The 18,579-nt window shown below is 40.2% G+C and carries 17 protein-coding genes and 1 tRNA gene; 4 read left to right on the top strand and 14 right to left on the bottom strand.

Annotated elements, in window-relative coordinates; translation table 11 throughout:
- Position 1: 1 nt before the first annotated feature.
- From B7720_RS06145 to cshA, 14 genes are all read right to left on the bottom strand, one after another.
- Complete coding sequence (locus tag B7720_RS06145; RefSeq protein ID WP_158085826.1) at positions 2-601, bottom strand: hypothetical protein; 600 nt, start codon at positions 599-601, stop codon at positions 2-4.
- Positions 573-1,196: an AbiTii domain-containing protein gene (locus B7720_RS06140; RefSeq protein ID WP_084857096.1), complete on the bottom strand. Its 624-nt coding sequence runs from the start codon at positions 1,194-1,196 to the stop codon at positions 573-575. The genes B7720_RS06145 and B7720_RS06140 overlap by 29 nt, the downstream gene beginning before the upstream one ends.
- Positions 1,156-1,761 (bottom strand): hypothetical protein, encoded by a 606-nt coding sequence (locus B7720_RS06135; RefSeq protein ID WP_084857095.1) that lies wholly within the window; start codon positions 1,759-1,761, stop codon positions 1,156-1,158. Before B7720_RS06135 ends, B7720_RS06140 begins: the two co-directional genes overlap by 41 nt.
- Positions 1,754-2,059, bottom strand: coding sequence for a helix-turn-helix transcriptional regulator (locus B7720_RS06130; protein WP_084857093.1), 306 nt, complete (start codon positions 2,057-2,059; stop codon positions 1,754-1,756). The genes B7720_RS06135 and B7720_RS06130 overlap by 8 nt, the downstream gene beginning before the upstream one ends.
- An 895-nt stretch (positions 2,060-2,954) precedes the next feature.
- Positions 2,955-3,836: a class II fructose-bisphosphate aldolase gene (locus tag B7720_RS06125; protein WP_001019005.1), complete on the bottom strand. Its 882-nt coding sequence runs from the start codon at positions 3,834-3,836 to the stop codon at positions 2,955-2,957.
- 139 nt (positions 3,837-3,975) lie between these two features.
- Positions 3,976-5,304 carry a sensor histidine kinase VncS gene (gene vncS, locus B7720_RS06120; RefSeq protein WP_084857091.1) on the bottom strand — a complete coding sequence of 443 codons (1,329 nt, stop codon included), beginning with the start codon at positions 5,302-5,304 and terminating at the stop codon, positions 3,976-3,978.
- Positions 5,301-5,957 (bottom strand): response regulator transcription factor VncR, encoded by a 657-nt coding sequence (gene vncR / locus B7720_RS06115; RefSeq protein ID WP_049518934.1) that lies wholly within the window; start codon positions 5,955-5,957, stop codon positions 5,301-5,303. The genes vncS and vncR overlap by 4 nt, the downstream gene beginning before the upstream one ends.
- Positions 5,958-6,097: 140 nt before the next feature.
- Positions 6,098-7,477, bottom strand: a complete 1,380-nt coding sequence (vex3, locus tag B7720_RS06110) for an ABC transporter permease subunit Vex3 (protein ID WP_084857089.1) — start codon at positions 7,475-7,477, stop codon at positions 6,098-6,100.
- 50 nt (positions 7,478-7,527) lie between these two features.
- The gene (gene vex2 / locus B7720_RS06105; RefSeq protein ID WP_000173736.1) at positions 7,528-8,175 is read right to left on the bottom strand and encodes an ABC transporter ATP-binding subunit Vex2; all 648 of its coding nucleotides are present in this window, start codon (positions 8,173-8,175) and stop codon (positions 7,528-7,530) included.
- Positions 8,176-8,293: 118 nt separating this feature from the next.
- The gene (locus B7720_RS06100; protein WP_084857087.1) at positions 8,294-9,571 is read right to left on the bottom strand and encodes an ABC transporter permease; all 1,278 of its coding nucleotides are present in this window, start codon (positions 9,569-9,571) and stop codon (positions 8,294-8,296) included.
- A gap of 394 nt (positions 9,572-9,965) precedes the next feature.
- Positions 9,966-10,051 (bottom strand) — tRNA-Leu (locus tag B7720_RS06095).
- Positions 10,052-10,131: 80 nt separating this feature from the next.
- Positions 10,132-10,707 carry a cysteine hydrolase family protein gene (locus B7720_RS06090; protein WP_084857086.1) on the bottom strand — a complete coding sequence of 192 codons (576 nt, stop codon included), beginning with the start codon at positions 10,705-10,707 and terminating at the stop codon, positions 10,132-10,134.
- Positions 10,707-11,495: a GTP-sensing pleiotropic transcriptional regulator CodY gene (gene codY, locus B7720_RS06085; protein WP_000940725.1), complete on the bottom strand. Its 789-nt coding sequence runs from the start codon at positions 11,493-11,495 to the stop codon at positions 10,707-10,709. Before codY ends, B7720_RS06090 begins: the two co-directional genes overlap by 1 nt.
- Before the next feature lie 282 nt (positions 11,496-11,777).
- A complete protein-coding gene (cshA, locus tag B7720_RS06080; RefSeq protein WP_084857084.1) occupies positions 11,778-13,334 on the bottom strand; it encodes a degradosome RNA helicase CshA in 1,557 nt (518 codons plus the stop codon).
- A 349-nt stretch (positions 13,335-13,683) separates the two neighbouring features.
- Here cshA and B7720_RS06075 point away from each other — a divergent pair, with 349 nt between their 5' ends.
- From B7720_RS06075 to B7720_RS06055, 4 genes are all read left to right on the top strand, one after another.
- Entirely contained in the window at positions 13,684-15,000 is a 1,317-nt protein-coding gene (locus tag B7720_RS06075; protein WP_084857083.1) for an FAD-containing oxidoreductase, read from the top strand.
- Positions 15,001-15,205: 205 nt separating this feature from the next.
- Entirely contained in the window at positions 15,206-16,549 is a 1,344-nt protein-coding gene (gene murT / locus B7720_RS06065; protein WP_084857081.1) for a lipid II isoglutaminyl synthase subunit MurT, read from the top strand.
- Complete coding sequence (gene gatD / locus B7720_RS06060) at positions 16,549-17,331, top strand: lipid II isoglutaminyl synthase subunit GatD (protein ID WP_084857079.1); 783 nt, start codon at positions 16,549-16,551, stop codon at positions 17,329-17,331. The genes murT and gatD overlap by 1 nt, the downstream gene beginning before the upstream one ends.
- 127 nt (positions 17,332-17,458) lie before the next feature.
- Positions 17,459-18,541, top strand: coding sequence for a M24 family metallopeptidase (locus B7720_RS06055; RefSeq protein WP_084857077.1), 1,083 nt, complete (start codon positions 17,459-17,461; stop codon positions 18,539-18,541).
- Positions 18,542-18,579 lie beyond the last annotated feature (38 nt).

Below are 18,579 nucleotides of genomic sequence, written 5' to 3'. Positions count from 1 at the left end.
CCTACTGTAACTTTTTCCAATCATCACTTATTTTATAATTAGACTGTTTCCATGAATCTTTAATTTCAAATATTTTATATTCTTTATACTTATCATTTGTATCAAAATAAGATAATCTAACTTCATCAAAGTCATGAAAGTCTATGTCTTTCCCTTCTATAATGAATTCCAAGTCATATCTTTTTATTTCTCCTGCATCAACTAAGAATGAATATGAGCCATTATCTCCCAAAACAGTTCTCCCAGAATGCGTTGACTGTTTTGTTTTAGAAACAAATTTTCCAGCCGAATATAAAGATAAATTTAGATTTCTCACAATCTGTCTAGTTCCTTTTGTATTATGGATTTCAATCCATAGTGGTAGGTCAAAATATAGTTCATTATTTTCTTTATAAAACCCCCAAGGATTTGATGAAATTTTATTGTAAACTGTTTTATAGTATATATTGGTTTCCCCTTGTTCCATCAAATACTTCTTAATATATGCTTGTATAAGCAGAGTAATCGATGAAGATATTATTGAAATAAATGCACCTAATAACGTCGAATTATTCAAAAAGTAACTTAAGAACTCACTCATAGTTTTCTCTTTTCCCATCATAATAAATTTTATCTAACAATGTTTCATTTACTGTTTGTAGTTCCTCACTACTAATACATTTTACATCAATATCTAACTGGTCTAGTTCACCAAACGTCGATTCTAAATCTAGCAATATGTCTATCAACTTTATTTTCACATTACTTAAGATATTCTCCAAACTAGCTTTATTTACTACTTGTTCTAATGTATAACACTGAATACCACCTTTACTTGCACTATAAACCATTGGGGCAAATTCAATTAGGTCATAGCTCATTTTAATTGATAAATTACGTTCAATCGTACCTATACCATTAGTAATTTTCCGTTCTCTTAAAATTTTTTTTATTTCATCTGTAAAAAATGATTCTGACAGTGGTACTGACTTAACTGTAAAATTTCCATTTATCCCTGAATATCTTATATTATACGCAATACCTTTCCTATACTGAGGAATTTCATCATCTATCTTATATCCTCTTAACTCATTTTCAATCCATTTTTGCAAACTTAAATTATTTAGTGAGTATGTAATTATTTTTAATCTTAACAGTGCATTTTCTAAACTAATATTATTTCCAGCGATATCTCGAATTAATTGACTTTTTGTCATTCTCTCTCCCTTTTTTTAATGATTCCGTTTCAAATAATTGAAAATCAATTTGGTTAATAAAAATCCATACAATCAGGCAAAAATAACAACTGAACAAGAAGTTAACAAGAACTTCATGATAGTTCAAATACAATAGAATATCGAATAAATTATTTTGTAAATTTTCATTCTTAAATTCTATTTTGCTAATCATAGGAAGAAATTCTTTATTTACGTTTTCAACGATAGATAACAAATTTCCATTAGACAGAAATAAAAATACCAACACGAGTTTATTATCTTTTAAAAACCTGATATATCGTGATTTATAAATTTTATAATGAGTATTTTTAAAAAATGAAAAATTAAATTGGGTATTTAATCCTACCTCTTCTTGTTGTTTTTTACTTTGTTTTATATATTTGAAACACAAACAACAAGAAGCAAAAATTGCCTCAAAAAAAATTAAATTAGTATATTCCCAACCAGTAGCTTTGATGACTACAATATCAACAAATAGTTTAGCAAATGCGAGAACTAAAAAATTTATAACCGGACGCACATATTTATCATAAACACTACTCATATTTTCTCTCCTTAAGGTATTGCTCTACCATATTGTATATTTCGTTTTTATCTTCATCTGTCAAATCATATTCTCTAAGCAATCTCACAATTACTTCAACTCCGTCATATCTTCCATTTAATGCTTCCGTTGTGGTATTAAAAATATCAGCTAGTTTTTGGATTGTTTCGTACTTAGGATTTCTTCCCCCATTTTCCCACCTGGCATATTGAGCTTGTGATACCCCTAATCTTTCTGCAACTTGAGCTTGAGTTAACCCATTTTTTAGCCTTTCTTTTTTCAAATTATCTTTTAGCATATTTAAGCTTTCCTTTACTTTTTTATTGACTTATAACCAAAAGGATAGTATTATATTTATAACCAAATGATAATATATTGCCGTGTACTTAATAGTATAATTGCAAGCTAATAAAGCTCTACTAAGCTATTTTGAAGCTTTATTGTAAAATCACATCAATTATACCAAAATGGTTATATAAAGTCTATGATAATCAATGTTTAGCTTGTGATAAAGTTTTCGTTAATTACTGTCAAAGCTAGGAGACAAAGACGAGGGAGTTCCCGAGGGGAAATCTCCCGATGGCTGCAGCTCTACTAGCTTTGACAATAAACTGGCGATTCTAACAGCCAGCAAAAAGATACACCAAGAGCTAGACCAGAATAATGAGTCTCGAGCAAAATTTTGTCCTGACTAAAGGCAACTAACAAATTTAATAATAAAGGAGGTGTATATTGTGCAATACAAAATTCAAACTTTACGCAAGTAGCAGAGTGAAGCAAATTTATCAAATCTAGACAAAGCAATTTATATCAGTATTGACCGTTTAACAGTATTACTTGATACTGATAAGCAGAGTCTAAGAAAAATATATAGAGAATTAAGACATTCGCTTAATACTGTTATTCAAGCAATAAAAATACTGAAAAAAACTCACGGTATTATCTTTCATCTCTAACCTCAACCCCAATAATTCTAATACACTAAAACTAGCTATCTAGTAACTTTATAAAGTTTTAAAACTACATAGTGCATCATAATAAAAACGGAAATGTATTAAAAAAACATGATATTTACTTCTAAGCTAAATTAACTAAATCAAAGGCATAATACAAAATCTATATCATTTATTTTATTTTTCCCAACCAAAAAACCCACCTTCGCAGGCAGGTTTTATCTGTATTGTTCAGCTAGATTATGCTTTACCTTCTGAACCGAATACGTCGATACGTTCTTCAACTGATGCTTGGATAGCTTTTACACCGTCAGCCAAGAATTTACGTGGGTCGAAGAGTTTTTTCTTGTCGTATTCTGCTTCGTTTGCTTCGTAGTCACGAGCAAATTTACGAGTTGCGTTAGCGAATGCGATTTGGCATTCAGTGTTAACGTTAACTTTCGCAACACCAAGTTTGATAGCTGCTTGGATTTGGTCATCAGGAATACCTGAACCACCGTGCAATACGATTGGGAAGCCTGGTACAGCTTCAGTCAATTTTTGCAAGTGGTCAAGGTGAAGACCTTTCCAGTTTGCAGGGTATGGACCGTGGATGTTACCGATACCAGCTGCCAAGAAGTCGATACCAGTTGCAACCATTGCTTTAGCATCTTCGATTGGAGCCAATTCACCATCACCGATGATTCCGTCTTCTTCACCACCGATAGTTCCAACTTCAGCTTCTACTGATACACCATTTGCGTGAGCAAATTCTACAACTTTACGAGCTTTTTCAAGGTTTTCTTCAACTGGAAGGTGTGAACCGTCAAACATAACTGAAGTATAACCAACTTGAATACACTCAAGTGCATCTTCGTAGTGACCGTGGTCAAGGTGGATAGCTACTGGTACAGTGATACCCATTGACTCAACAAGGTTAGCGATCAAGTTGCGAGCAACTTTGTAACCACCCATGTATTTAGCAGCACCCATTGAAGTTTGGATCAAAACTGGAGCTTTTTTAGCTTCTGCTGCACGCAAGATAGCTTGAGTCCACTCAAGGTTGTTTGTGTTAAATCCACCAACTGCATAACCGTTGTCACGAGCTGCTTGGACAAATTTTTCTGCTGAAACGATTGCCATTTGTCAGGCCTCCTATATATTTTTTGGGACATCCCATTTACATTGTTCATTTTATCACTTTTTGATAAAAAAAGCTAGTTTTTCCCATACTTTAGATTGAATTTCTTCCAATCTAATCAATGTAAACCCTTTCTTTTCCTTAGTCCTGAGTGACTTTGGGATAACGTATGAAGAAGGTCAAGCGATCGCCCTGCATCTCAAAATGATAAGGTAATTTTTCGTGTTCTAATAAACTTTTGACCACAAAGAGTCCCATCCCCGAACCCTTGGCCTTGCGACTAGCATTGTCAGAAAAAGACTGGGCCAATTTTTCTTGTTCTTCAGGACTACAGCTATTCTCGATATAGAGCTCCCCTTCTCTTTCACCAATTCGGACCAAGCCGCCTGTAACAGAGTGCTTAATAGCATTGCTGATGAGATTAGATAGGATCAATTTCATGACAGATGGGTTTATGTAAGCTTGCTGACGGGTTAGGCTAATGTCTACCTGAAGTTCTCTCTCCTTGGCGAGCAAAGCATAATCATTAACCAGACTTTGCGTCATCTGAAGAAGGTCGACCTCTTCTTTCTCGTCTCGCAATTCCTGAACAGAAGAAAGAGACAGTATCTGGAGAACGTGGTGGCTGAGGTCATCCACAATCCCCAAGGCAACTCCAAGATAATGGTCTCTATCCTTATAACGGCCGACATTTTCTTTCATATTTTCGATTAAGATTTTCAAGCTGGCCAGAGGTGTTTTCAATTCATGAGAAGCCCCTCGTAGGAACTCAACCTTCATCTTCTCCAGCTGGAGAATAGCTTCATTCTTGTCATGCAAGTCCGCAATGACAGTCAAGAGATGCTGGTAAAGGCTATTGATTTGTTCCTTGAGATCACCTATCTCATCCTTAGAATCCACGCGCAATCGCACTTGGGCATCCAAATCCATCATCCGACGGGTCACCCGCTTGATTTCCAAAATCGGTGCAACAATGGTCCGAGCATAAATGTAAGCCACCAAGAGGGAAATCAGAAAGGATGCCAGCAAGGTATAGGGAAGAAACTGGAGACTGATCTGCTCTGCTTCTTTTTGCAAGTCCATTGAAGCTAGAAATTGGAGAGTCATGGTGCTACCATCTTGCGTTTTCACCTCACGCTCCTCGATAAAGAGGGAAGTGGTCTGGCGGTCCGTATCCAGAGGAAGATTGTCCTTGACTTCTAACTTGTCCTCGGTCATCTCTCCCTTGACAGCCCCTTTGATATCACTGCTCTGGGAATACAAGTCCAACACTTGCTCGATGCTTTGCCTATCTTTTCCGTCTAGGGATTGGGCAATGGCTGTCGCTTTCTGACCAATGGTTTCCTGACGATGACTCAGATAAGTTGACGGAAAGAGAAAATAAATAGCTAAATGAAGACAAATAACCAGAACACTAAAAATCGAGAAGGTATAGATAAATATCTTTGTAAATAAACCTGTTCGTTTCATTTTCGCTCCAATTTATAACCAACATTGCGCACTGTGAGGATACAATCCAAGTCTAGCTTTTTCCGCAGTTCCTTGATGTAAACATCAATGACACGGTCAAAGGGAACCTCATCTGTCACCTTCCAGACGGCATCAATAATCTGAGAGCGGGTCAAGACTCGTCCTTCATTTTTTACCAGATAGTCCAAAATTTCCAACTCTTTGGCATTAATGGCCACTTCTTGACCTGCGAGGCTTGCACTGTAACTCTCAAAGTCCACCTTGGTGTCCTTATAGGAGAAGACTCGTCCTGTATCGTAGTAGCGCTTGAAAATCGCGTCTACCCTCACTTTTAAGAGGGAGAGGGAGAAGGGTTTTTCCAGATAGCCGTCTGCTAGAGAAGCAAAAGCACTCATCTTGTATTCTTCATCCTGAAAGGCTGTCAGCATCAAAACAGGAACCTGACTGGTCTTACGAATCTCCGCTAGGACTTCTAAACCATTGAGCTTGGGCATCTGGATATCCAGTAAAACTAGTGCTACTTCATAGCTGGAAAATTGTTCTAGGGCTTCCTCGCCGTCCGCAGCCTGAATGGTCTCATAACCACAATCTGTCAAATAGTCACTGATTCCCTCACGAATCATCTCTTCATCTTCTACAATTAAAATTTTCATAGAAAAACCTTTCACATTTCTTTAATTTTCTTTTAAATCATCCCTGTTTCATCCTGAAAGGAAAGGCTTTAGGGAGATGAAATACATAAAAATGCTACCTATATTATACCCCATTTAGGGGAGAATAGGTAGCAAGTTTTTTATTCGCTATCGAGCAAGAGTTCTTTTGGTTGTTTTCTAAGGAGATTGCTTGAAGCAAGCGCCATAACGAGAACCACTAGAACCAAGGCAAGGACAAAGACGATGATAAAGTCTGATGTCTGAATGGAAATGTCTAGGCTCGACAAGGTCTTGCTAAAGCCATCTACTTCTGCACCACCACCAAGGTTAGAGGCTTGAGCTGCCTTGCTGGCTTGCTTGGCAACACCTGAAGTCACATTGGCAAGAACAGTATTTCCGATGGCACGAGCTGTGTAGTTGGCTAGGAAGTAAGCAGAAACGAGAGCAGGAATAGCAATCAAGATTGATTCTGTGATAAATTGACCCAAGATACTTGCCTGCTTGAGACCGATAGAGAGGAGAATTCCCACTTCCTTGCGACGGGCATTGATCCAAAGACTGAGCAAGAGGGCAAGGAGAAGAACTGAGAAGCTCAAGCTACCCCAGAAGAGGAGGTTGGCCATCTTGTACATACCAGAGATGGATTGCTCAAGAGCTGGGTAGTTAGATGAGCTCTTCACGAGTGTATAGCTCTTCCAGTTGATACCACTGATGCCATTCAACTCTTTCATGACATCATCCAAGTTCTTGTCTGCTGTTACAAAGAAGGTTGCATCCCCATAAATAGCAGTTTCTTCTGTATAACCATATAGTTTAGCCGCCGTATGGATGTCTGTGATAGCTGTGTTTTCATAGAGTTCTTGTGAGTAGGTTACTGCAGACTTATTGTGCCCATCAAAGAGTCCCTTGATTGTCACTTCGACTGTTTCCTTGGCACCTTTTTCATTGTCTGCATCGTAGATATTGGAGTCTAGTTTGACCTTATCTCCGACTTTCCAACCGTGTTTAGCTGCCAAGTCCTTGTGCATGAGGATCTTGTCCTTGTCGTCGTTGGTTAGATGCTCACCTTCAACCAGCTTATATGAGCCAGAGACAAACTTGTCTTCTTTAGAGGAGTCATTGACACCTGTAATCATCAAGCTGCTTCCAAACCGTTTTGCTCGGTCAGCAGTGAGATTTTTCTTGGTTTCTGGCGTTTCGATGAGTTCATATCCAGTCAAATCACCGATAGCGTTGATGCGTTTAACATAAGACTCGATGGCCTTATTTTCGGTGATTTTTTTGATATCCTCACCCTTGATATTCCCAGAACCACGTGGCGTTCCTTGATTGACGCGACGATTGATTTGCATGGAGAAGCTATTGGTGATATTTTTAAAAGTCTCCTGAGAAGCCTTGGCAGTAGCTCCCTTGATCGACAAGCCGACCAAACTCAAGCTCGCCATGAGGAGAATAATCAGGAAGATAACAATCGATTTGAAAAACTTCCTTGTAACATAGGCAAATGCGTTGTGTAACATAGGTTCCCTTTCTAGATTTGATTTCATAATGCTATCAAAACAAGCTCATCTTATTTTGTAGTATTGCGAGTTTCAGTAAGTTTCTTATTCTTCAATTCAAGTGTAATATCTGATGCTTGTGCCACTTCTTTACTGTGAGTGACGACGATCACACATTTACCTGTTTTCTCGGCAAGTGATTTGAGCAGTTCGATAATATCTCCAGCAGTTTTAGGGTCCAGATTTCCTGTTGGCTCATCAGCTAGAATAACTGGAGCTTCTGAGACTAAACTGCGAGCGATGGCTACACGTTGCTGTTGACCACCTGATAACTGGAGAACGTTCCGCTTGATCTGACTTTCATCCAAACCAAGCTCAAGAAGTGTATCCTTGCTCGCTTTTTTGTTGACCAAGCGGATATTTTCCAGCGGAGAAAGATAATCTATCAAGTTATAATTTTGAAAGACCAGGGAAATATGGTGCATGCGATGGTAAGAATACCCCTTATTCCGAATGTCCTCTCCTTGGAAAAGGATAGAACCCTCGACAGGACTATCTAGGCCAGCAAGCAGGGACAAGAGAGTTGATTTTCCTGCTCCTGACTCACCAATGATACTATAAAATTTTCCGGGTTCAAAATTATACTTGATCTGATATAAAACTGCCTCAGCAGTGTTCTTATAACGGTAGGTAACATCTTGTAATTGTAATAAAGTCATGATTTCTCCTTCTTATACTCAATGAAAATCAAAGAGCAAACTAGGAAGCTAGCCGCAGGCTGTACTTGAGTACGGCAAGGCGAAGCTGACGTGGTTTGAATTTGATTTTCGAAGAGTATTAACTAATAGATGATAAAATTTCTTTCGGCGATTTTCTAAATAAGAATACGAAACAAAGGGCTACTGATAAGCAACCAATCAGGAGCAGAAAGACATAGGATTCTGCAAAGGATAGGAGACTGGTTGATAGACCACTTGCTTTGGCCAGCGTGTCCTGTAAGGTTGCCTGATCTCCACTGGCTAGTACAGTTTGGAGTAGATAGGATGTGATGGCATTTCCTGCAACAAATGATGGAAGCAAAGCTCCGAGAGATACCAAAACTACCTCTAAACAGAACTGGAGGAAGATCGAACTCTTGCCTTTTCCAAGTGCCAGAAGAATTCCCACTTCGTAGACCCTTTCTCTCAACCAGAGAGACAAGACCAAAATTAAGGCTCCTGCTCCTGCTATCAACATCCCATAAAGGAAGATGGTGAGGAAGGTTTGGAAGGTTGCCACTGAGTCTTTGATTTGTTCAAAGGCCTTGTTTTCCTTCTCGACTTGGTAGCCTTGACTTTCTAAAGCCAAGTTTTCTACCTGCTTCATGAGTCCGTCCATTTCCTTAGGATTTTCTACATAGAAGCGAGCTGCACTGACTTGCGGTTCACTATTTCCCAGAAGCGTTTGGCTGCTTTCATAGTCTGTAAAGACCTGGTTTTCACTGAAGTCGGAAGACAAGCCTGTGAACTTTTCTTGTTTTTTACCAGAAAAGATACCGACAATTTCAAACTCTACTGTTTGCCCTTTTCCAGATTCTGACTGACCAGCATCCAAGCGAATCTTGTCGTGAAGCGAAAGACCGTTCTTCTTGGCCAACTCTTCGTGGATAAGGATTTTCTTGGAATCTCCTTTTTGAAGGTGTCGCCCTTCTTTTAGATTGAAAGCCGAACTGGTAAAGGTGACATCCTTGGATGAATCCTCGAGAGCCGTTAAGCTAACCAAGTTCTTGTCTGCAACTGACAAATCATCACGTTCTACGCTCTGCTCACCACTCACCGCTTCCTTGTCTTTCAGTTTTGCGACCGTCTCAAGTTCAGGAGAGACATTTTCCAGTCCCTTAATCTTGCTCACGGATGCTAGGTCCGACAACTTGAAGGTCTGTCCATTTTCTATCTTTTTGATAGAAAAAGATGTATTGAGTGATTTGTAAAGATTGCTTTCTACTGTTTTGTTGGACTTCATCAGAGTCAAACAGGCTGAAATTCCTGCTAAAAGGACAAATAAAATCAGAAATAAAATAAAACTTCTCAGTCGTTTTCTGCTGACATAAGCCCAAGCTCTTTGGATTGGATTCATTTGTCACCTCCATATTTGTAAGACTATTATAAAATCCAAATATGAAATGTTTATGAAATCGAAAAAACTTTTTGATTTATTTTTTGAAAAAACAAAAAAGCTAGCAAACGCTAACTTTTCTTCATATATAAGGATAAATAGTACCAATCAAAAATCTACTTCATTTTAAAAATGATAATCACGTCTTTCTGATTAGTATTTTTCCATCTCCTAAGTTCTTCATTTTCTGACTTGTGTTTGAGGATATTCTTGATAGAATGAAATGGAAAACTCAGTTTAAATGTTCTGATACAATGAACAGTTCTTGATACCAATATTTTTCGATATACGAAACGTAGCCTCTAGTCTTCTTTGTAAAAACAAAAAGAGCTAGCCAAAGCTAACTCTTACCCTATGCGGAGAGAGGGACTTGAACCCTCACGACCTAAAGCGGTCACAGGATCCTTAGTCCTGCGCGTCTGCCAATTCCGCCATCCCCGCGTTGATTACTTTACTAGTATATCAACTTTCAAAATCTTTGTCAACACTTTTTTCAGATTTTTTTCATTTTTCCAAGGGAATTATTCTTGGATTTCAGCCAGATTTTCATCCAGCAACTTGGCTCCCAGAGTGTTCTTAAAATGACCAAGAGCAAACTGATGATTTTCTGGCCAAATAGAGGCAACTGCAGGCCTGACAATCTCGATTTGATAACCTAAATTATAGGCATCAATAGCCGTATGAAGAACACAAATATCAGTCAGGACTCCAGTTAGGATGACCGTATCAACCCGACGTTCCCGCAAACGGATATCTAAGTCCGTTCCTGAAAATGCTGAATAGTGACGCTTGTCCATCCAAAAGACGCGACTATCCGCCTCATGCTCAGCATAAAAGTCAGCTAGGGTGCCATAAAGGTTACGCCCACTAGTTCCGATGATGTTGTGTGGTGGAAAGAGCTTGCTTTCTGGGTGGAATGTATCCTTCTCCTCATGAGCATCAATGGTGAAAAAGACATAGTCTCCACGATCAAAAGCTAATCTGGTTGCCTGATCAATGGCTTTTGATATTGCTTGAGCGGGTGCGCCAGCAGTTAGCTTTCCATGGTCTGCTACGAAATCCTCTGTATAGTCAATCGAGATTAAAGCTTTTGCCATTAGTAGTCCCTCTTTTTCACTTCCTCAAAAATATCACCAATTAGAACTTTGAGATAAGTCCCCTTCATTCCTAATGAGCGACTCTCAATAATTCCCGCAGACTCCAATTTACGAAGCGCATTGACAATCACTGAGCGTGTAATGCCAATACGGTCTGCAATAACAGACGCAGTCAGCTGTCCTTCATTTCCATCCAGCTCAGCTAAAATAGCTGATACGGCACGAAGTTCTGAATAGGAAAGGGTATTGACCGCCATGGTAACAGCCGTACGACGGCGAATATTCTTCTCATCTTCTTCACGTTGGAAGTTCAATAGTTGAATTCCCACAACCGTGCTCGCAATCTCGACAAGGATCAAATCTTCATCTTCAAATTTCTTGTCATTGCGCCAAATGATCAACGAACCTAGGCGAATTCCTGATACATGAATCGGAGCGATGGTCGTCAACCCATCTGGAAAGTCCGCACGGCTCTCCACAGGGAAAATAGTCAAATCATGTTCAACAGGTAGGTTGGCTTCCGTGTCATAAATCATGTTTGCCCCTTGTACATAGACCTCAGGGAAGGTTTTAGTTTGGAAGAACTGTTCTACTCGGTCATTATTGGTCTTATAACGCATAAAGTAGCCCAAGAGACGTCCCTTGTTATTCACAATACAAGCGTTACAGTCAATAATATCAGCTAACTGGCGTGTGATAGCATTGTAAGGAAGTTCATCTTGGAGTTGCTCTTCTGAGCGCTTTAGAATAGACGTGATTTTTCTTGTTTTTTCTAATAAATGTGCCATTTTTTACCTCGCATATAATCGCTTCCATTATAACATAGAAAAGTCTTTATTTCAATAATTATCTGAAAATTGCTTATTTAATTGCAATTTTGAACAGCAAAAATATTTTAGAAAAAAGCGAGTTTTTTTATTGACATCCTATTTTATTTTTGATATTATAACATTATAAGAAGATGACATGATAAATCCCTTTCCGTTTTACCTATCCTTTACTATCACCATCTTCTTTTACTATCGGTCTCCTTATATATAAAAGCGATTCACAGTGTGAATCGCTTTTTTCTATTTGTCTCCTTTGTTACGAATAACAAAGCCTGTTTTCTTTTCGCTTGAAGTGTTGCGAGGTTTTTTATTGTCTTTATTACGGTAACGTCTGTCTTTATCAAAACGATCGTTCCCACAACTGCCTTTTTTGAAATCATCACGGCGACCACCACGACGGTTATCTCCTCGACGATTATCTCGTCCACGATTGTTCCCAGAACGTCCATTACCTGATGGTTTAAATGGCAGTGGTTTTTCACGCGCAATCTCCACTTCAGGAAGGCTGTCTGGATCTTGGACTGTCAGACTCAAGATATACATAGCCAATTCTTCTGGACTAAATTCTGCAGCTAACTTACGAGCATCTTTAGCAAATTTTTCAAAGTTCCCACGAATTGCTTCGTCTGCGAAGTCTCGTTCGATTTTCTTGAGCGCTACTTGTTTCTTAGCTTGGAAGGCTTCTTCAGCTGTCGCTGGTTTCAAGCCTTTCATGCGTTTCTTAGTCAAGTTTTCGATGATTTGAAGGTAGCCCATTTCATTTGGTGCTACGAAAGTAATAGATTGACCTGACTTACCAGCACGACCTGTACGACCGATACGGTGAACGTAACTTTCAGGATCTTGTGGAATATCGTAGTTGTAGACATGGGTCACACCTGAGATATCCAAACCACGTGCTGCCACGTCTGTCGCAACTAGAACATCAAGATTGCCATTTTTAAAATCACGAAGGACACGAAGACGTTTATTTTGATCCAAATCACCATGAATTCCTTCTGCACGGAAACCACGGATTTTAAGTCCACGAGTCAATTCATCTACACGGCGTTTGGTACGACCAAATACAATAGCAAGCTCAGGTTGTTCCACATCCATAAGACGTGTCATAGTATCAAATTTTTCTTGTTCCTTGACACGGATATAGTACTGATCTACCAATTCTGTTGTCAATTCCTTGGCAGCAATCTTGACATGCTCAGGTTCTTTCATAAACTGAACACCAATACGTTTGATAGCATCTGGCATGGTTGCTGAAAAGAGCAAGGTTTGACGATTTTCAGGGACACGGGAAATGATGGCTTCGATGTCTTCAAGGAAGCCCATATTAAGCATTTCATCCGCTTCGTCAAGAATCAGAGTTTCAATATCTTGTAATTTCAAGGCCTTGCGTTTAATCAAGTCCAAGAGACGGCCTGGTGTTCCTACCACGATGTGAGCACCAGATTTAAGGGCCTTGATTTGTTTTTCAATGCTGGAACCACCGTAAACTGAGCGAACTTTCACTCCTTTGCTACGGCCAAAGCGGAAGAGTTCTTCTTGGCTTTGGACAGCGAGTTCACGAGTTGGAGCGATAACCAAGGCTTGGATGGTCGCTTCTTCTGTACGGATTTTTTCAAGGGTTGGCAAGCCAAAGGCTGCAGTTTTCCCTGTACCTGTCTGAGCTTGACCGATAACGTCTTTTCCTTCGAGAGCCAAGGGAATGGTCTGTTCTTGGATGGGACTGGCTTCTACAAATCCAGCTTTTTCAATCTCTGCTAGCAATTCAGCAGACAAGTTAAATTCATTAAATTTCACGTTATTCTTCTTTCTAAAGGTGGTGCGAAGCCACCCTATAGGGCTTTAGTTTATACTTTTCTTTTCATGACGTATCTTCTACAAAAAAGAGATACCGTGTTGCTTCTTTTCCACGAAAGAAAAGTACTAGTTTCTTTGCAACCTATCTAGTATAACACAAGAGAGAAGCAAAAGATAGTAGAATCCTTTGGGAAAATCATGTAAACGATTTTCTAGCAGTAAAGTAGCCCAAAACTGGTTTTTCAAAGGATTTGAAGGGAGCATTTCAAGCCCACTCCATTTCCCGTAGCAGAATTGTGCAAAAGTTTTTTTCTTGTGCTAGAATGAAATGCGAATAGGAGGAAGATAAATGTTAACTTATGATTTAATCGTTATCGGATTTGGTAAAGCTGGTAAAACACTAGCTGGAAAACTGGCTTCAGCTGGTAAAAAAGTTGCCCTTGTTGAACGTAGCAAGGCTATGTACGGCGGAACTTGTATCAACATCGGTTGTATCCCGACTAAAACCTTACTAGTTGCTGCTGAGAAAGACTTGTCTTTTGAAGAAGTCATTGCTACCAAGAATACGATCACTGGTCGCCTCAACGGTAAAAACTATGCGACTGTTGCTGGTACAGGCGTGGATATCTTTGATGCGGAAGCTCACTTCCTTTCAAACAAAGTCATCGAAATCCAAGCTGGTGATGAAAAACAAGAACTGACTGCTGAAACTATCGTTATCAATACCGGTGCCGTTTCAAACGTCTTGCCAATCCCTGGACTTGCTACAAGCAAAAACGTCTTTGACTCAACAGGTATCCAAAACTTGGACAAATTGCCTGAAAAACTTGGAGTTCTTGGTGGCGGAAACATCGGTCTTGAATTTGCAGGTCTTTACAACAAACTTGGAAGCAAGGTTACAGTCCTAGATGCCTTGGATACTTTCCTACCTCGTGCAGAGCCTTCCATTGCAGCTCTTGCTAAACAATACATGGAAGAAGACGGTATTGAATTACTTCAAAACATCCGTACTACTGAAATCAAAAACGACGGTGACCAAGTCCTTGTCGTAACTGAAAACGAAACGTACCGTTTCGACGCTCTTCTCTACGCAACTGGACGTAAACCAAACGTCGAACCACTTCAACTTGAGAATACGGATATTGAACTAACGGAACGTGGTGCTATCAAGGTAGACAAACATTGTCAAACAAACGTTCCTGGTGTCTTTGCAGTCGGAGACGTCAACGGTGGACCTCAATTTACCTACATTTCACTTGATGACTTCCGTGTTGTCTACAGCTACCTTGCTGGAGATGGCAGCTACACACTTGAAGACCGTCTCAATGTGCCAAACACTATGTTCATCACACCTGCACTTTCACAAGTTGGTTTGACTGAAAGCCAAGCAGCTGATTTGAAACTTCCATACGCAGTGAAGGAAATCCCTGTTGCTGCCATGCCTCGCGGTCACGTAAATGGAGACCTTCGTGGTGCTTTCAAAGCTGTTGTTAACACTGAAACAAAAGAAATTCTTGGAGCAACTATCTTCTCAGAAGGTTCTCAAGAAATCATCAACATCATCACTGTTGCCATGGACAACAAGATTCCTTACACTTACTTCACAAAACAAATCTTCACTCACCCAACCTTGGCTGAGAACTTGAATGACTTGTTTGCGATTTAAGTTGAGAATGATTTGTTAGCTAACAGCCCTCTTTGGGCTGTTTTTGTTTCTGCGAAATCTCATACTCTTCGAAAGTCAAATTCAAACTACGTCAGCTTCACCTTGCCGTACTCAAGTACAGCCTGCGGCTAGCTTCCTAGTTTGCTCTTTGATTTTCATTGAGTATCAAATCTGTCTTTTCCCTCTTTTATGATATAATAGAAACATGAAATTAAAAACTACTTTGGGCCTCCTAGCTGGGCGTTCTTCCCACTTCGTTTTAAGCCGTCTTGGCCGCGGAAGTACGCTCCCAGGAAAACTCGCCCTTCAATTTGATAAAGATATTTTACAAAATCTAGCTAAGAACTACGAGATTGTCGTGGTCACTGGAACCAACGGGAAAACCCTGACAACTGCTCTCACTGTCGGCATTTTAAAAGAAGTTTATGGTCAGGTTCTGACCAATCCGAGCGGTGCCAACATGATTACAGGGATTGCAACAACCTTCCTAACAGCCAAATCTTCTAAAACTGGGAAAAACATTGCTGTCCTCGAAATTGACGAGGCCAGCCTATCTCGTATCTGCGACTATATCCATCCTAGCCTTTTTGTCATCACTAACATTTTCCGTGACCAGATGGACCGCTACGGTGAGATTTACACAACTTATAAGATGATTTTGGATGCTATCCGTAAGGTGCCTACGGCTACAGTTCTCCTCAATGGTGACAGTCCGCTTTTCTACAAGCCAGCTATTCCAAATCCTGTACAATATTTTGGTTTTGACTTGGAAAAAGGGCCAGCCCAACTGGCTCACTACAATACCGAAGGTATTCTCTGCCCTGACTGTCAAGGCATCCTCAAATATGAGCACAATACCTATGCTAACTTGGGGGCCTATATCTGTGAAAATTGTGGTTGCAAACGTCCTGACTTGGACTACCGTCTGACAGACTTGGTTGAATTGACCAACAATCGCTCCCGCTTTGTCATTGACGGCCAGGAATACGGCATCCAAATCGGTGGACTCTACAACATCTACAATGCTCTAGCTGCAGTTGCCATCGCCCGTTTCCTCGGTGCAGATTCGCAACGGATCAAGCAAGGATTTGACAAGAGTCGCGCTGTCTTTGGACGTCAGGAGACCTTCCATATCGGTGATAAGGAATGCACCCTTGTCTTGATTAAAAATCCAGTTGGCGCGACCCAAGCTATCGAGATGATCAAACTAGCTCCTTATCCATTTAGCCTATCTGTCCTTCTCAACGCCAACTATGCTGATGGGATTGATACTAGCTGGATTTGGGATGCTGACTTTGAACAAATCACTGACATGGACATTCCAGAAATAAACGCTGGCGGTGTTCGTCATTCTGAAATCGCACGTCGTCTACGAGTGACAGGCTATCCAGCTGAGAAAATCACTGAGACAAGCAGTCTGGAACAAGTTCTCAAAACCATTGAGAACCAAGATTGTAAGCATGCCTATATCCTAGCTACCTATACTGCTATGCTTGAATTCCGCGAACTACTGGCAAGTCGTCAGATTGTTAGAAAGGAGATGAACTAATGGTTTATACTTCACTTTCCTCAAAAGCTGGCAACTACCCTTATCAGCTCAACATTGCCCACCTCTATGGAAACCTCATGAATACCTACGGGGACAATGGAAACATCCTCATGCTCAAGTATGTGGCTGAAAAATTGGGGGCACATGTGACGGTTGACATCGTTTCTCTCCATGATGACTTTGATGAAAAACACTATGATATTGCCTTTTTCGGTGGCGGTCAAGACTTTGAACAAAGCATCATCGCAGGCGACCTTCCTGCTAAAAAAGAGAGCATTGACAACTACATCCAAAACGACGGAGTAGTTCTAGCCATCTGCGGTGGTTTCCAACTATTGGGGCAATATTATGTTGAGGCTTCAGGGAAACGCATAGAAGGGCTAGGGGTCATGGGCCACTACACCCTCAACCAGACCAACAACCGCTTTATCGGTGACATCAAAATTCACAATGAAGATTTTGATGAAACCTACTATGGCTTTGAAAATCACCAGGGACGTACCTTCCTCTCAGATGACCAAAAACCACTGGGACAGGTGGTCTATGGAAATGGAAACAACGAAGAAAAAATCGGCGAAGGGGTTCATTATAAGAATGTCTTTGGTTCCTACTTCCACGGACCTATCCTCTCTCGTAATGCCAATCTAGCTTATCGCCTAGTCACTACTGCCCTCAAGAAAAAATACGGTCAGGACATCCAACTCCCTGCCTATGAGGACATCCTCAGTCAAGAAATCGCTGAAGAATACAGCGACGTCAAAAGCAAGGCAGACTTTTCTTAAAGAAATGAAAGCTATATCAAAGAACTCCCCTATCTTGTCGGAGTTCTTTTTGCCTATTCTTTTACCCTTCTCCCTTGCATTTTCTCTCTTTTTTTGCCAAAATAGAGGGGTAGAAAGAAGGTAGCATATGTCTAAATTACAACAAATCGTAACATATCTTGAATCAGAAAAACTAGACGTCGCTGTCGTATCTGACCCCGTCACTATTAATTACCTCACTGGCTTTTACAGTGATCCCCATGAACGCCAAATGTTCCTCTTTGTTCTAGCGGATCAAGAACCCCTCCTTTTTGTTCCAGCTCTTGAAGTAGAGCGTGCAAGTAGCACCGTTTCCTTCCCAGTTGTGGGCTATGTGGATTCTGAAAATCCATGGCAAAAAATCATAAATGCTTTGCCTCAACACGACTTCAAACGTGTCGCTGTTGAGTTTGACAATCTCATTTTGACAAAATACCATGGTTTGAAAACAGTCTTTGAAACTGCTGAGTTTGAAAACCTCACTCCTCGCATCCAACGCATGCGCCTCATAAAATCAGCTGATGAAGTCCAAAAAATGATGGTTGCAGGGCTCTATGCCGATAAGGCTGTAAAAGTTGGTTTTGACAACATTTCTCTTGATAAGACTGAGACAGATATCATCGCCCAAATCGATTTTGCCATGAAACGTGAAGGCTATGAAATGAGCTTTGATACCATGGTCTTGACTGGTGATAACGCTGCAAATCCGCACGGAATTCCTGGTGCAAACAAAGTTGAAAAGGACGCCCTTCTCCTCTTTGACCTCGGTGTCATGGTCAATGGCTACGCATCAGATATGACTCGTACTGTCGCTGTCGGTAAACCTGACCAATTCAAGAAGGATATTTACAACTTGACACTTGAAGCCCAACAAGCTGCTCTTGACTTTATCAAACCAGGTGTGACTGCACATGAAGTTGATCGCGCTGCTCGCGAAGTCATTGAAAAAGCTGGTTATGGAGAGTACTTCAACCACCGTCTCGGTCACGGTATCGGTATGGATGTCCACGAATTCCCTTCTATCATGGAAGGAAACGACATGGTCATCGAAGAAGGCATGTGCTTCTCTGTTGAACCAGGTATCTATATCCCTGGTAAAGTCGGCGTTCGTATCGAAGACTGTGGTGTTGTTACCAAGGATGGCTTTGACCTCTTTACAAGCACCAGCAAAGATTTGCTTTATTTTGATTAAATCTAGACAAGCAAAAAGTCAGCTATTGAAGCTGACTT

The organism is Streptococcus oralis subsp. oralis (assembly GCF_002096455.1).
GTDB classification, from domain to species: Bacteria; Bacillota; Bacilli; order Lactobacillales; family Streptococcaceae; genus Streptococcus; species Streptococcus oralis_CY.
Note: the sequence above shows the minus strand (reverse complement) of the source record. Positions and strands in the feature narration are given on the sequence as shown.